General features: G+C 72.6%; 14 protein-coding genes. 10 read left to right on the top strand and 4 right to left on the bottom strand.

The genetic code is table 11. The annotated features are described in order from the left end of the window. The first annotated feature begins 149 nt into the window (after window positions 1–149). The 7 genes from LY13_RS06365 to LY13_RS06335 all read left to right on the top strand — a co-directional run bounded on the left by LY13_RS06365 (window position 150) and on the right by LY13_RS06335 (window position 6,785). Window positions 150–632, top strand: a complete 483-nt coding sequence (locus LY13_RS06365) for a helix-turn-helix transcriptional regulator (RefSeq protein ID WP_253827347.1) — start codon at window positions 150–152, stop codon at window positions 630–632. A 31-nt stretch (window positions 633–663) separates the two neighbouring features. After that, the gene (gene thpR, locus LY13_RS06360) at window positions 664–1,182 is read left to right on the top strand and encodes an RNA 2',3'-cyclic phosphodiesterase (RefSeq protein ID WP_253827346.1); all 519 of its coding nucleotides are present in this window, start codon (window positions 664–666) and stop codon (window positions 1,180–1,182) included. A gap of 97 nt (window positions 1,183–1,279) precedes the next feature. Then, window positions 1,280–1,549 (top strand): 30S ribosomal protein S15, encoded by a 270-nt coding sequence (gene rpsO / locus LY13_RS06355; protein WP_183653075.1) that lies wholly within the window; start codon window positions 1,280–1,282, stop codon window positions 1,547–1,549. A gap of 311 nt (window positions 1,550–1,860) precedes the next feature. Then, window positions 1,861–4,107: a polyribonucleotide nucleotidyltransferase gene (locus LY13_RS06350; protein WP_253827345.1), complete on the top strand. Its 2,247-nt coding sequence runs from the start codon at window positions 1,861–1,863 to the stop codon at window positions 4,105–4,107. 100 nt (window positions 4,108–4,207) lie between these two features. Beyond that, the gene (locus LY13_RS06345; protein WP_253827344.1) at window positions 4,208–5,569 is read left to right on the top strand and encodes a M16 family metallopeptidase; all 1,362 of its coding nucleotides are present in this window, start codon (window positions 4,208–4,210) and stop codon (window positions 5,567–5,569) included. After that, entirely contained in the window at window positions 5,566–6,321 is a 756-nt protein-coding gene (dapB, locus tag LY13_RS06340) for a 4-hydroxy-tetrahydrodipicolinate reductase (RefSeq protein WP_253827343.1), read from the top strand. The genes LY13_RS06345 and dapB overlap by 4 nt, the downstream gene beginning before the upstream one ends. Further along, window positions 6,318–6,785: a hypothetical protein gene (locus LY13_RS06335; RefSeq protein WP_253827342.1), complete on the top strand. Its 468-nt coding sequence runs from the start codon at window positions 6,318–6,320 to the stop codon at window positions 6,783–6,785. The genes dapB and LY13_RS06335 overlap by 4 nt, the downstream gene beginning before the upstream one ends. A gap of 64 nt (window positions 6,786–6,849) precedes the next feature. Here the strand turns inward: LY13_RS06335 and LY13_RS06330 are convergent, their stop codons facing one another. After that, window positions 6,850–7,389 (bottom strand): hypothetical protein, encoded by a 540-nt coding sequence (locus LY13_RS06330; RefSeq protein WP_253827341.1) that lies wholly within the window; start codon window positions 7,387–7,389, stop codon window positions 6,850–6,852. 289 nt (window positions 7,390–7,678) lie between these two features. Further along, the gene (locus LY13_RS06325) at window positions 7,679–8,239 is read right to left on the bottom strand and encodes a GNAT family N-acetyltransferase (RefSeq protein ID WP_253827340.1); all 561 of its coding nucleotides are present in this window, start codon (window positions 8,237–8,239) and stop codon (window positions 7,679–7,681) included. Window positions 8,240–8,309: 70 nt separating this feature from the next. Between LY13_RS06325 and LY13_RS06320 the strand changes: the two genes are divergently transcribed. Beyond that, entirely contained in the window at window positions 8,310–9,521 is a 1,212-nt protein-coding gene (locus LY13_RS06320) for a winged helix-turn-helix domain-containing protein (protein ID WP_301298550.1), read from the top strand. A 70-nt stretch (window positions 9,522–9,591) separates the two neighbouring features. Here the strand turns inward: LY13_RS06320 and LY13_RS06315 are convergent, their stop codons facing one another. Then, window positions 9,592–10,491, bottom strand: a complete 900-nt coding sequence (locus tag LY13_RS06315; protein WP_253827338.1) for a DUF4097 family beta strand repeat-containing protein — start codon at window positions 10,489–10,491, stop codon at window positions 9,592–9,594. A gap of 2 nt (window positions 10,492–10,493) precedes the next feature. Continuing rightward, a complete protein-coding gene (locus tag LY13_RS06310; protein ID WP_253827337.1) occupies window positions 10,494–11,195 on the bottom strand; it encodes a toxin-antitoxin system HicB family antitoxin in 702 nt (233 codons plus the stop codon). Between the two features lie 196 nt (window positions 11,196–11,391). Here LY13_RS06310 and thyX point away from each other — a divergent pair, with 196 nt between their 5' ends. After that, a complete protein-coding gene (thyX, locus tag LY13_RS06305) occupies window positions 11,392–12,144 on the top strand; it encodes an FAD-dependent thymidylate synthase (RefSeq protein WP_253827336.1) in 753 nt (250 codons plus the stop codon). An 8-nt stretch (window positions 12,145–12,152) separates the two neighbouring features. Continuing rightward, entirely contained in the window at window positions 12,153–12,554 is a 402-nt protein-coding gene (locus LY13_RS06300) for an ACT domain-containing protein (protein ID WP_253827335.1), read from the top strand. Window positions 12,555–12,609 lie beyond the last annotated feature (55 nt).

Genomic DNA, 12,609 nt, shown 5'->3' with positions numbered 1-12,609 from the left:
CGCCGTGCGGTGGTGGCCGCGCCCGCGCGGGTGCAATAGTGAACGGCCGGTCCGTTCCGGCCCGGATGTCGGGCGCGACCTGGCAGGATGCCGGGCAGGGGTCGCCGGGGCGTCCGGTGGCCGGACATGCGAGGGGAGCAGGGGCTGACGTGGAGGACCACAAGATCGTCCAGCGCAACGTCTCGTTGCAGCGCGAGTGGTACGGGGAACCGCTCGGCGACCGCGTGCGCAGGCTCGTCGTGGCCTTCGACGTGTCGCAGGCGTACCTGGCCGAGGTACTGGGGATCAGCGCGCCGATGCTCAGCCAGGTGATGAGCGGCAGGCGCGCCAAGATCGGCAACCCGGTCGTGCTGGCGCGACTCATCATGCTGGAGCGCAAGGTGCTGCTGCCCGAGGTGGCCGGTGGCAGCAAGGAGGCCATCCAGGCGGCGCTCGAGGACGTCAAGGAGTCCCGGCCGACGGTGAGCCGGGACAGCATGCCGCTCGCCGGCGGGCCCGACGACCAGCCCGTGCTCGCCGCGCTGCGCGAGGTCGCCGAGGGGGAGAACCTGATCGCCGCCGCGGAACGTCTCGATCCCGATTTCCCCGCGATCGCCGACCTGTTGCGGCGGGCGGGCAAGGACCCCCGGTGACGGCGGGCCGCCGCGGGCGGTAGGCGTGGGCGTGCGGCTGTTCAGCGCACTGCCGGTGCCGTCGGAGGCTGCGGCACCGCTGCGGGCGCGCCTGTCCTCGTCGGACGCGGCTCGGGACGAGGGGCTGCGCTGGACCGATCCCGAGGGCTGGCACATCACGTTGGGTTTCTACGGCGACGACGAGCCCGCCGCCCGGGTCGACTGGCTGGCCCGGCGGCTCGACGGCCTGCCTGCGCCCGTGCTGCGCTTGGCCGGTGCCGGGGTCTTCCCGGGGGTGCTGTGGGCGGGGGTGACGGTCGAGTCCGGCGAGCTCGGCCCGATCGCCGAGGCGGCGCGGCCGCCGGGGGAACGCCGCGGGTTCCGCGCGCACGTGACGGTGGCCCGCGGCGGCCCGACCGCGGAGCTCGACGTCCTGGCCCGGGAACTGGCGGACCACCGCGGGCCCGCCTGGCGGCCACCCGCCGTCGTCCTGCTGCGCAGCGACCGCGGGCGGGCCGGTCCGGTGTACACGCCGGTGTCGCGGTTCGCCCTCGGCCGTGCGCTGCGGTGACCGCGACCGCTGATAGGCTGGACAGTCGAGTCCGGCTGCAGTCCGTGGCGGCCGGTACTGACATGACGAACACGGCACCGAACACAAGGAGTGACGCGTGGCGCTGTCCACCGACGAGAAGAAGGCGATCCTCACCGAGTACGGCTTGCACGAGTCGGACACCGGTTCGCCCGAGGCTCAGGTTGCCCTGCTGACCAAGCGGATCACCGGGCTCACCGAGCACCTCAAGACCCACAAGCACGACCACCACTCGCGTCGTGGTCTGCTGCTGCTGGTCGGCCGTCGCCGTCGGCTGCTCAACTACGTGATGAGGGTCGACATCGCGCGGTACCGTTCGCTGATCCAGCGACTCGGCCTCCGCCGATGACATCGTGACGAAGGGGAGTGGCCCGCGGGTCGCTCCCCTTCGCTCCATCGGAGCCGGAATAGGCTCCACCACGGACGCGCGAACGGGCCCGGCCCGGCCCGCGGTCCGGAGACAACCCCAGAGAGTTCCGCAGGCAGACATTTCGCAGGCGACGCGCGCCGCGTGCGGGGACGCCGCAGCCGGTCCTCGGTAGTGGCTCCCGGGAGTTCCTCCCGTGGGCTTCGATCGATGGCCGGCCTCGTACCCCGGACGTGCCCCGAAGGGCGGGGAAGTGCGTGTCGCGTGCGGCAGTACGAGGAGTAATCACTTTCATGACAGACGCAGACACCGTGCACGAAACCGAAGCCGTACTGGACAACGGCCGGTTCGGCACGCGCACGGTGCGCTTCGAAACGGGCAGGCTCGCCAAGCAGGCAGCCGGTTCCGTCGTGGCGTACCTGGACGACGAGACCATGCTGCTCTCGGCCACCACGGCCTCGAAGCAGCCCAAGGAGCACTTCGACTTCTTCCCGCTGACGGTGGACGTCGAGGAGCGTATGTACGCCGCGGGTCGTATCCCCGGCGCGTTCTTCCGCCGCGAGGGTCGTCCGTCGACCGACGCGGTGCTGACCTGCCGGCTGATCGACCGGCCGTTGCGCCCGTCGTTCGCCGACGGCCTGCGCAACGAGATCCAGGTCGTCATCACGGTGCAGAGCCTCAGCCCCGAGGACCCGTACGACGTGCTGGCGATCAACGCCGCGTCGGCCTCCACCCAGATCGGCGGCCTGCCGTTCTCCGGTCCGGTCGGCGGCGTGCGCGTCGCGCTGATCGAGGACCAGTGGGTCGCCTTCCCGACCTGGTCGCAGCTCGAGAAGGCGACGTTCAACATGGTCGTCGCGGGCCGGGTCGTCGGTGACGACGTCGCCATCATGATGGTCGAGGCCGAGGGCACCGAGAACACGCTCGACCTGGTGGCCGACGGTGCGACCGCGCCGACCGAGACGACGGTCGCGCAGGGCCTGGACGCCGCGAAGCCGTTCATCCGCGCGCTGTGCGAGGCCCAGCAGCGGCTGGCCGACGCGGCGGCGAAGCCGACCGGTGAGTACCCGCTGTTCCCGGCGTACCAGCAGGACGCCTACGACGCCGTCGCCGCCATCGCGACCGACGACCTCACCAAGGCGCTCGCGATCGGGGGCAAGCAGGACCGCGACGACGCGACCGACGAGGTCAAGGCCGCGGTGCTCGAGAAGATCGGCATCGGTGAGGGCGAGGCCTTCGAAGGCCGCGAGAAGGAGATCGGCGCGGCGTTCAAGTCGCTGACCAAGCACCTGGTGCGCCAGCGCATCCTGCGCGACAAGGTGCGCATCGACGGTCGTGGCCTCACCGACATCCGCGATCTCGGTGCCGAGGTCGCGGTCATCCCGCGGGCCCACGGTTCGGCGCTGTTCGAGCGCGGCGAGACGCAGATCCTGGGCGTCACCACGCTGAACATGCTGCGCATGGAGCAGACGCTCGACACGCTCTCCCCGGAGACGTCGAAACGCTACCTGCACCACTACAACTTCCCGCCGTTCTCCACCGGTGAGACGGGCCGCGTCGGCACGCCGAAGCGGCGCGAGATCGGCCACGGCATGCTGGCCGAGCGTGCGCTGGTGCCGGTGCTGCCGAAGCGGGACGAGTTCCCGTACGCGATCCGCCAGGTCTCGGAGGCGCTGGGCTCGAACGGCTCGACGTCGATGGGCTCGGTCTGCGCGTCCACGATGAGCCTGTACAACGCCGGTGTGCCGCTGAAGGCGCCGGTGGCGGGCATCGCGATGGGCCTCGTGTCCGACGAGGTCGACGGCGAGACCCGCTACGTCGCGCTGACCGACATCCTGGGCGCCGAGGACGCGTTCGGTGACATGGACTTCAAGGTCGCGGGCACCAAGGACGTCATCACGGCGCTGCAGCTGGACACCAAGCTCGACGGCATCCCGTCCGACGTGCTGGGCGCCGCGCTGAACCAGGCGCGGGACGCGCGGCTGACGATCATGGACGTCATGTCCGAGGCGATCGACGAGCCGGACGAGATGAGCCCGTACGCGCCGCGCGTGACGACCGTGAAGGTCCCGGTCGACAAGATCGGCGAGGTCATCGGCCCGAAGGGCAAGATGATCAACACGATCACCGAGGAGACCGGCGCCGACATCTCGATCGAGGACGACGGCACCATCTACGTCGGTGCCGCCGACGGTCCGTCCGCCGAGGCCGCGATCGACAAGATCAACGCCATCGCCAACCCGCAGCTGCCGAAGGTCGGCGAGCGCTTCCTCGGCACGGTCGTCAAGACGGCCGCGTTCGGTGCGTTCGTCTCGCTGCTGCCCGGCAAGGACGGTCTCGTCCACATCTCGAAGCTGGGCAACGGCAAGCGCATCGGCAAGGTCGAGGACGTCGTCAACGTCGGCGACAAGCTGCGCGTCGAGATCGCCGACATCGACCAGCGCGGCAAGATCAGCCTGGTCGTCGTGGACGAGGACGGCGAGACCGACACCGACACCGACGGCGCCGCGTCCGAGGAGGCCGAGCCGGCCGACGCCTGATCGGCAGCGGCTCCTCCCGGACCAACGGACACCACGGCGACCCGCCGACGGCAGTGCTGCCGCGGCGGGTCGCCGTGTGACATCGGCGAAAAGCAGGTTGATGGCACGGCAGATTCCCGGGCACGAGCAGCCCGTCGGCACGACCCGCACTCTGGACCCGGGCTCCGCGGGCGGGCCGGTCAAGCGCACCGTCCTGCCCGGTGGGCTGCGGGTGATCACCGAACAGGTCCCGGGCGTGCGATCGGCGACGGTCGGCCTGTGGGTCGGCGTCGGGTCCCGCGACGAACGGCCCGCGGTCGCGGGCGCGGCGCACTACCTCGAGCACCTGCTGTTCAAAGGCACCGGCCGCCGTGACGCGACGGCCATCGCCGAGGAGGTCGACGCCGTCGGCGGGGAGCTCAACGCGTTCACGGCGAAGGAACACACCTGCTACTACGCACAGGTCATCGACGAGGACCTGCCCGTGGCGATCGACCTGGTGACCGACGTCGTGTTCGACGCACGGTGCACCGACGCCGACGTCGAGACCGAGCGCAGCGTCGTCCTCGAAGAGATCGCCATGCGGGACGACGACCCGGAGGACCTGCTCCACGAGACGTTCGTGGAAACGGTCATGGGCGGACATGCGCTCGGCAGGCCGGTGCTCGGGAACCAGGAGTCCATCCGGCACATGTCGGGCCGGGCTCTGCGCGGGTTCTACCGCACGCGGTACGTGCCGCACCGGATGGTCCTGGCGGTCGCGGGCAACGTCACGCACGGCGCGGTGCTGCGGCTGGTGCGGAAGGCTCTCGGCGGCAGACTCGACGGCGACACCGCTCCGACGGCGCCGCGTGCGGGCCGCGCCCGGCCCCGCCGGACCCGGAGCCTCCAACTGCGCAGTGACGACACCGAGCAGGCGCATCTCATGCTCGGCATGCCGGCGCCGGGCAGGCACGACGAGCGGCGGTACGCGCTCGGGGTGCTCAATGCCGCGCTGGGCGGTGGGATGAGTTCGCGGTTGTTCCAGGAGGTGCGCGAGCGCCGTGGGCTGGCATACCAGGTCTACTCGTCGGTGGCCGCCTACGCCGACAGCGGGCACCTGTCGGTCTACGCGGGGTGTCAGCCCGACCGGCTCGGCGAGGTGACCGACGTCGTGGCCGGGGTGCTGGCCGACGTGGCCGCCGACGGGCTCGGCGACGCCGAGCTGGCGCGCGCGAAAGGCCAGCTGCGCGGCGCGCTGGTGCTGGGCATGGAGGAGACGGCCGCGCGGATGACCCGGCTGGGCAAGAACGAACTGAACCACGGCCGGTATCTGAGCGTCGACGACAACGTCGCGCGCATCGACGCCGTCACCGGTGAGGACGTCGCCGCGCTCGCGCGGACGCTCCTGCGCAGGCCGGGAGGTGTGACGAGCGGCGTGGTCGTCGGGCCGTACGCTCACGACGAGGACCTTCCCGACGAGTTGCACGAGGTGATCGCATGACCAGCAGCCCGATTCGCGTCGGCGTTCTCGGCCACACGGGCCGGATGGGCGCGGAGACCGTGCGGGCGGTCGAGGGCGCGCCGGACATGGACCTGGTCGCGACCGTCGGCTCATCCGACGACCCCGCGGCGCTGGTCGAGGCGAAGGTCGACGTGGTCGTCGACTTCACCCGGCCCGACACGGTGATGGGCAACCTCGAGTTCGCGGTGTCGCACGGCATGCACGCCGTGGTCGGCACGACCGGATTCACCGACGAACGCCTGGCGCAGCTGCGTTCGTGGCTCGCCGACCGGCCCGAGCTGGGCGTGCTCATCGCGCCGAACTTCGCGCTTGGGGCCGTGCTCGCGATGCGGTTCGCGCAGCAGGCCGCGCGGTTCTACGACTCGGCCGAGGTCGTCGAACTGCACCACAACCGCAAGGCCGACGCGCCGTCGGGCACGGCGGCGCACACCGCGCGGATGATCTCCCAGGCGCGTGCCGAGGCCGGGATCGAACCCGGCAGCGACGCGACCGTCTCCGAAATGGACGGGGCGCGCGGTGCCGACCTGGGCGACGTCCGCGTGCACTCGGTGCGGCTGCCCGGCCTCGTGGCCCACGAGGAGATCATGTTCGGTGCGGCGGGGGAGACGCTGACCATCCGGCACGATTCCATGGACCGGACGTCGTTCATGCCCGGCGTGCTGCTGGGCATCCGCGAGATGCCGAAGCGCCCCGGCCTGACCGTCGGCCTGGAGAAGGTGCTCGACCTGTGAAGGCCCGCAACGTCGCCATCGTGGTCACGGCCGCGGTGGCCCTGTACCTCGTCCTGCTGGCGGGTCGTGCCGTCGCCCTGCTGAAGACCGGCGAGCCGGTGGCGGTGCTGCTCGGGGCGGGCGTGCTCGTCCTGCCGTTGCTGGGTGCCTGGATGTTGTGGACGACGTGGCGCTCCGGGAACCGGATCCAGCGGCTGGCCCGCCGCCTCGAGGCCGAAGGCGGACTGCCGGACGTGTCGGACCTGCCGCGCCGGCCGTCGGGACGGGTGGACCGGGAGGCCGCCGACGCATGGTTCGACGAGCGCCGCGCCGAGCTCGAACAGGAGCCCGACGACTGGCGCCGCTGGTACCGACTGGCCTACGCCTACGACATCGCGGGCGACCGCAAACGCGCCCGCGCCACGATGCACAAGGCCGTCGAACTCGAAGCCCGCGAGGCCGGCGCCGCCGACGGCGCGAGCTGAGGCGGGCGCGGGCCGGGCAGTGGCGCCGGCCTGCAGCCGCCGTTCCTCGGCGGCAGCACCGTTCCTACAGCGGAATGCCGAGCCAGCCGGCTGCGACGGCGGGGGAGGCGGCGAGCAGGCTGAAGCGGACGAACCGGCCCGCCAGCCCCGCTCCCACGAACAGCGACGGGCGCATGTTGACGAAGCCGGCCAGCACGACGGTGGCCATGTACGGCGGCAGACCGAGCACGGAGCTGACGCCGTAGGTGCTGGCCATCCAGTGCGGGTGCCGGTGACACCGCTCGCGCAGCGCCTCCAGCCAGCCGCGGATCCGTTTCGTGCGCCGGCGCCAGCGTTCCCGGCGGGGCGTCGGCGGCCGCTCCTCGCGGTGGCGGTGCAGCCGGTCGTGCAGGAACCGCGGCAGGTGGATCGACCCGCGTGCGGCGAGGTAGTACGGCAGCTTGCCGATGATCTGGCCGACCGCGACGACCGCGCCGACGAGCAGCCAGGGGATCGTCTCGCTCTCACTGGTCATCAGCGTGATGAGGAAGAGCTCGATGCTGACCACCGGCAGCAGCGCCGACCCGACGGCGACCCCGAAGGCGACGCACAACCAGGTCAGCACAGTGTCTCCGAAACGGTCGGGGGCGGTCGGACGGGAACCGGCGGGCGGCGAGGGCCGTGGCACGGGCGACGACGGTGACGCCGGGACGTCACCACCATCGTCGCCGCGGTGGCCGCAGCATCGCAGGCTCGGTGTGTCGGGCGGGTGAACGAGTCACCGGATCGGCGGCGGGGACGGTCCGACTATGACAGACATCGCGCTCGCCGTGTGACGGGTCGCACCGATCGGCCGCCGGTTTTCGTGGGTGGGGCGCGGTCGCGCGGGGCACGGACATCGCCGAGATCGGGCGTCAGTGGTCGAACTGGACGTCGAGGCCGCCGGTGAGGCGGAGTTCGCGCACCGTTCGCTGTCCCGTGTCGAGCGTGCGCACGGTGCCGTCCGGATTCCAGCCTATGCCGCGGAAGAACGACAGTGCCGCGGAATCGGATTGCGAGACCCAGGTCACGCCACGGGTGAGGCCCATCGCCCGCAGGTCGGTGGCCGCGGTGCCGAACAGCCGCCCGCCGTGCCCGCGCCTGCCCCAGCGCGGTTCGACGAGCACCGTGGCGATCAACGCGACCTCGGCGGCGTCGGCCGGAGGGGAGCCGTCGGCGGCCGCCGTGTCGTCGGCGGGAGCCGGCCCGGCTGCGCAGAACCCCACCGTCGTCGCGCCTTCGCGGGCCACGTAGACCGTCGACGCGGGGTGGTCGACGGCGCGGGTCCATTCGTCGGTGAGCGCGGCCTCCTCGAGCGCGTCGACGGTGTCCTGGCCCAGGGTCTCCGCGTACGCGACGCGCCACGTGCGCACCTGGATGGCGGCGAGGTCGGCGGCGTCGTCGGGTCCGGCGACGCGAACCGTGGCGTCCGTCATACGGGCACCCTACTGGCCGGTCGTGGCGGAAACGTCGGGGGCGGCTGGCAGCATGCGACGGGTGAGGACCATGAGCCTGCCCGTCGCACGCCGCACCGCTCTCGCCGCACAGGGGTTCACCGATCCTCGGCCCTCGGCCACGCCGACGCGGCGGCACCTGCGCCGCGTGCTGTCGCGGACGAAGCTGCTGCAGCTCGACTCGGTGAACGTCGCGATGCGCGCGCACTACGCGCCGCTGTTGGCCCGGCTCGGCCCGTACGACCCCGCGCTCGTCGACGACGCCGCGTGGCGCGACACGGCGCGTCGGCCGAGGCTGCTCGTCGAGGCGTGGGCGCACGAGGCCAGCTTGATCCCCGTGGCGGACTGGCCGCTGCTGATGTCCGGTGCGAAACGACCCGGCTGGTGGCGTGGCTACGCGCGGCTCGCCGACGAGTCACCCGGCCTGGTCGACGACGTGCTGGCGGTCGTCAAGGAGCTCGGACCGGTCGGCGCGGGCACCGTGGAGAAGGAACTGACCGGCGGCGAGCGCCGCACCCCGGGGTCCTGGTGGGAGCGCTCGGAGGTGAAGAAGATCTGCGAGTGGCTGTTCGGGACCGGCGAGCTGACCACGGGCACGCGCCGCGGTTTCGAACGGTGTTACGACCTGACCGAACGGGTGCTGCCCGCCGACGTCCGGCAGCGGCGCGTCGACCCCGAGGACGCGGCGCGCCGACTCGTCGCCTCCTCGGCCGAGGCGCTCGGCGTGGCGACCGAGTCGGACCTGCGCGACTACTACCGCCTCGGACCGCCGGAGACCCGCGCCGCCGTGGCCGACCTCGTGGAGGCGGGCACGCTCGAGCCGGTGCGGGTCGAGGGGTGGCGGCAGCAGGCGTACCGCCACACCGCGGCCACCACGCCGCGGCGGGTCACCGGCAGTGCGCTGCTGTGCCCGTTCGACCCGCTCATCTGGGAGCGCGACCGCACCGAGCGGTTGTTCGGGTTCCGCTACCGCATCGAGATCTACGTGCCGGCTCCGCAACGGGAGTACGGGTACTACGTCTTCCCGTTCCTCTGCGACGGGGAACTGGTCGGCCGGGTCGACCTGAAGGCCGACCGCCGCGCGTCGGTGCTGCGCGTGCCCGGAGCGTTCGCCGAACCCGGCGTCGACCGCGCCCACGTCACCGCCGAACTCGCCCACCGGCTGCGGGAGACGGCCGACTGGCTCGCACTCGACGGCGTCGACGTGGGCGAACGCGGCGATCTCGCCGGAGCCCTGCGCCGGGAGGTCGCCGCGCACCACTGATCCCGGCTCGCGCGGCGGACCCGCGGCCCTTCGGCCGGTCGGGCCGGCTCGGCGCACAGGCAGGCCGGGTTCAGCCGCCGGAGCCGACGCGAGCGCTGCCGACGACGACGTCGCCCGCGCCCGTGCGCGCCCGCACCGCGAGGGGAACGTCCCGGTCCGGCGCCATGTCGGCCACGTCGAGCTCGCTGCTGACCCGGCCCGAACCGGACGAGAGGTCGATCTCCGCGGCCACGCCGGACCGGACGCCGATGCGGATCGTGCCGGACCCGGTGGTCGTCTCGAGCGAGCCGGCCGCCGCGTCGGCGACCGTCACATTGCCGCTGCTCGTGCGGATCAGCACGTCGCCGCCGACCTCGCCGAGGCGGACGGCGCCCGCGGCGGTCGTTACGCTGCCGGTCGCGGGCAGTGCGGCCACCGACACGTCGCCGCGGCTCGCACGCAGCTGCACCCCACCACGCAGGGCTCCCGCCGTGACGTCGCCGCCGCCCGCCCGGATCGTCGCCGGGCCGTCGGCGTCACCCACCCGCACCTCGCCGGATCCGGTGGTCACCTCCAACCGGTGTGCCGTGCCGCTCACCGTCACCGCGCCCGCCGCCGCGCGGACCCGCACCGCCGACCCTTCGGGGGCGCGTACCGTCACCGCGAGCGGTACGCCGTGCAGCGGCAGCGCCTGCGGACCGCGTACCACGAGCGTTCGGGACTCGTGTTCGATGCGGCACTGCGCGATCGCCTCCTCGGGGGAGCCGGCCAGGTCGCCGGTACCGAACCGGTCACCGACCCAGCTGAGGACGCCCGCGACACTCTCCGTCCACGGCAGGTGTGCACCGGGGTCGTGTCGGATGTCCACCGAGCACGCGTCGCCGCCCAGGTGCACGGCGACGCGCCCGAACGGGATGTCGACGTCGACGTCCACCGGTCCGGTCGTGTCGAACGCCTCGGTGCGGGCCGGTTCGGACTGCTGCTCGCTCATGGTCACCCTTCCACCCAGCCGTGCAGGTGCGACCGGCTCGTGCGCTCGGAACGGGGGCCCGGGCCGCAGTCGTCCCGCCCGCCCGCGTGCCCGCGGCCGGACGGCTCGGCCGCGCCACGCGGACCTCTCGCGTTCCCGTGCCCCTGCAACCCGCCACGGACGGCCTGCTGCACGGCCTGGGCGACGAACGCGTTCAGCGACTGGCCCTGTGCGGCCGCCGCCTGTTCGGCCTGGGCCTTGATCTGCTCGACGATGCGCAACGTGATGCGGCTGATGTCGCCGCCCGCGCCGGCCATGTCACCGAAGCCGCCGGCGCCCGGTCCGCCCGCACCGGTGCCGCGGCCGTCGGCCCCGTCGCGGTCCCGGTCGGCATCACGCGTGGCGTCGTTTCCGATGTCGTCGCCTCCGCGGGTGGCGTCACCGGCGGCGGCCGACGCCGATCCCGCCGCGCCGGCCGGCCGCTCCGGTCCGGTCACGACGACGCGCAGGTCTCGCCCCTCGAGCCGGACGTCCACCACCTGGTCGTGCAGGTGGGCGGTCACTTCCGCGGCCATGTCGGCGAGCGCGTTCATCAGGGTCAGGCGGGCGGCAGGCTCGAGTGCCGCCGAGAGCACCGCGACGGCACGTGTCATGTCCTGATCGCCCGCCGAGGCACTCGTGGCGAGGTCCTCGCGGAGCCGGTCGAGGTAGGGCGTGAGATCCATGACACCATGGTGACGCCGAAGGTGACGTCACGCAACCCGGACGTGGTGTCACTCGGTGCACCGGGTGGTGTCGATCGGCGTGCGTGCGGTGTCGGCGGGCGCGCGTCGTCCGGTCGCGGCCACGTCGGCAGCCGGGACAGGATCGTCGGCCCCGGGCAGTACGCTGCCGGGGAGTCGTCGGCAGAGGGAGTCGGACGTGGCCGAAACGGTCTCACCGCAGGTACGCGTGATCGCGAAGACGGAGTTCTACCCGCCCGAGGACGTGCCGTGGAGCACCGACGCCGACGGCGGACAGGCGCTCGCCGAGTTCGCGGGCCGAGCCTGCTACCAGTCGTGGCAGAAGCCCAACCCGACGACGGCGACGAACGCCGGCTATCTCGACCACATCATCGAGGTCGGCCACCTGTCGGTCCTCGAACACGGGTCGGTGACCTTCTACATCACGGGCATCTCGCGCTCCCTGACCCACGAACTGATCCGGCACCGCCACTTCTCGTTCTCCCAGCTCTCGCAGCGGTACGTGCCCGAGAGCGGCGCCGCGGTCGTCGAGCCGGACGTCATCGCGGGCGACCCCGAGCTGCACGAGAAGTTCCTCGCCGCGGCGCAGGCAGGCGTGGACGCCTACCGCGAGCTGCTGGCCGGCCTCGAGGCGAAGTTCGCCGACGCGCCGAACGCCACGCTGCGCCGGAAGCAGGCGCGTCAGGCCGCGCGTGCGGTGCTGCCGAACGCCACCGAGACGCGGATCGTCGTCACCGGCAACTACCGCGCCTGGCGGCACTTCGTGGGGGTGCGTGCCACCGAGCACGCGGACGTCGAGATCCGCGAACTGGCCGTGGCCTGTCTGCGGGAGCTGCAGAAGGCGGCACCGAACGTGTTCGACGATTTCACGATCTCCGAGCTGCCGGACGGCACCGAGGTCGCGACCAGTCCCCGCGTTGCGGAAGGGTGAGGGGATCCATGCGCCGGCTTGCCATCGACGTCCAGCCGGGGGAGTACACGGTCGCCCGGTTCGACGCGGCCGCACCCGTGCCCGCCCGGCTGCTCGACCCGCCGGGCGGGGAGTTCGTGTCCGTGGTCCGCACCGCCGAGGAGCTGTCGGTGGTCGGGCCGATCGAGCGCGTGCCCGCCGCCGACCGTGCGGAACCGGGCTGGCGGTTGCTGACCGTGCGCGGCCCGCTCGCGTTCAGCCTCACCGGCATCGTCGCGGCGCTGTCGAGCGAGCTCGCGGCCGCCGGGGTGGCACTGTTCGCGGTCTCGACCTTCGACACCGACCACTTCCTGGTCACGGGCGGCGACCTGGACCGGGCGATCGACGCGTTGCGAGCCGGAGGGCACGAGGTGCACCGCGCCGACGTCTGACCGGGTGATACGCCGCTAGGATGCGGCACGCACCGTGAGGACGAAGTGAGGGCGT

Origin of the sequence: Prauserella aidingensis, from assembly GCF_024171865.1 — a bacterium.
GTDB classification, from domain to species: Bacteria; Actinomycetota; Actinomycetes; order Mycobacteriales; family Pseudonocardiaceae; genus Prauserella; species Prauserella aidingensis.
This window is presented reverse-complemented; position numbering and strand designations above follow the sequence as displayed.

Excerpts from the sequence above, each read along its gene's own strand:
- LY13_RS06345 (WP_253827344.1), top strand. The coding sequence starts at position 4,208 with ATGGCACGGCAGATTCCCGGGCACGAGCAGCCCGTCGGCACGACCCGC.
- dapB (WP_253827343.1), top strand. The coding sequence starts at position 5,566 with ATGACCAGCAGCCCGATTCGCGTCGGCGTTCTCGGCCACACGGGCCGG.
- LY13_RS06320 (WP_301298550.1), top strand. The coding sequence starts at position 8,310 with ATGAGCCTGCCCGTCGCACGCCGCACCGCTCTCGCCGCACAGGGGTTC.
- LY13_RS06300 (WP_253827335.1), top strand. The coding sequence starts at position 12,153 with ATGCGCCGGCTTGCCATCGACGTCCAGCCGGGGGAGTACACGGTCGCC.
- LY13_RS06350 (WP_253827345.1), top strand. The coding sequence starts at position 1,861 with ATGACAGACGCAGACACCGTGCACGAAACCGAAGCCGTACTGGACAAC.
- LY13_RS06315 (WP_253827338.1), bottom strand. The coding sequence starts at position 10,491 with ATGAGCGAGCAGCAGTCCGAACCGGCCCGCACCGAGGCGTTCGACACG.
- LY13_RS06310 (WP_253827337.1), bottom strand. The coding sequence starts at position 11,195 with ATGGATCTCACGCCCTACCTCGACCGGCTCCGCGAGGACCTCGCCACG.
- LY13_RS06325 (WP_253827340.1), bottom strand. The coding sequence starts at position 8,239 with ATGACGGACGCCACGGTTCGCGTCGCCGGACCCGACGACGCCGCCGAC.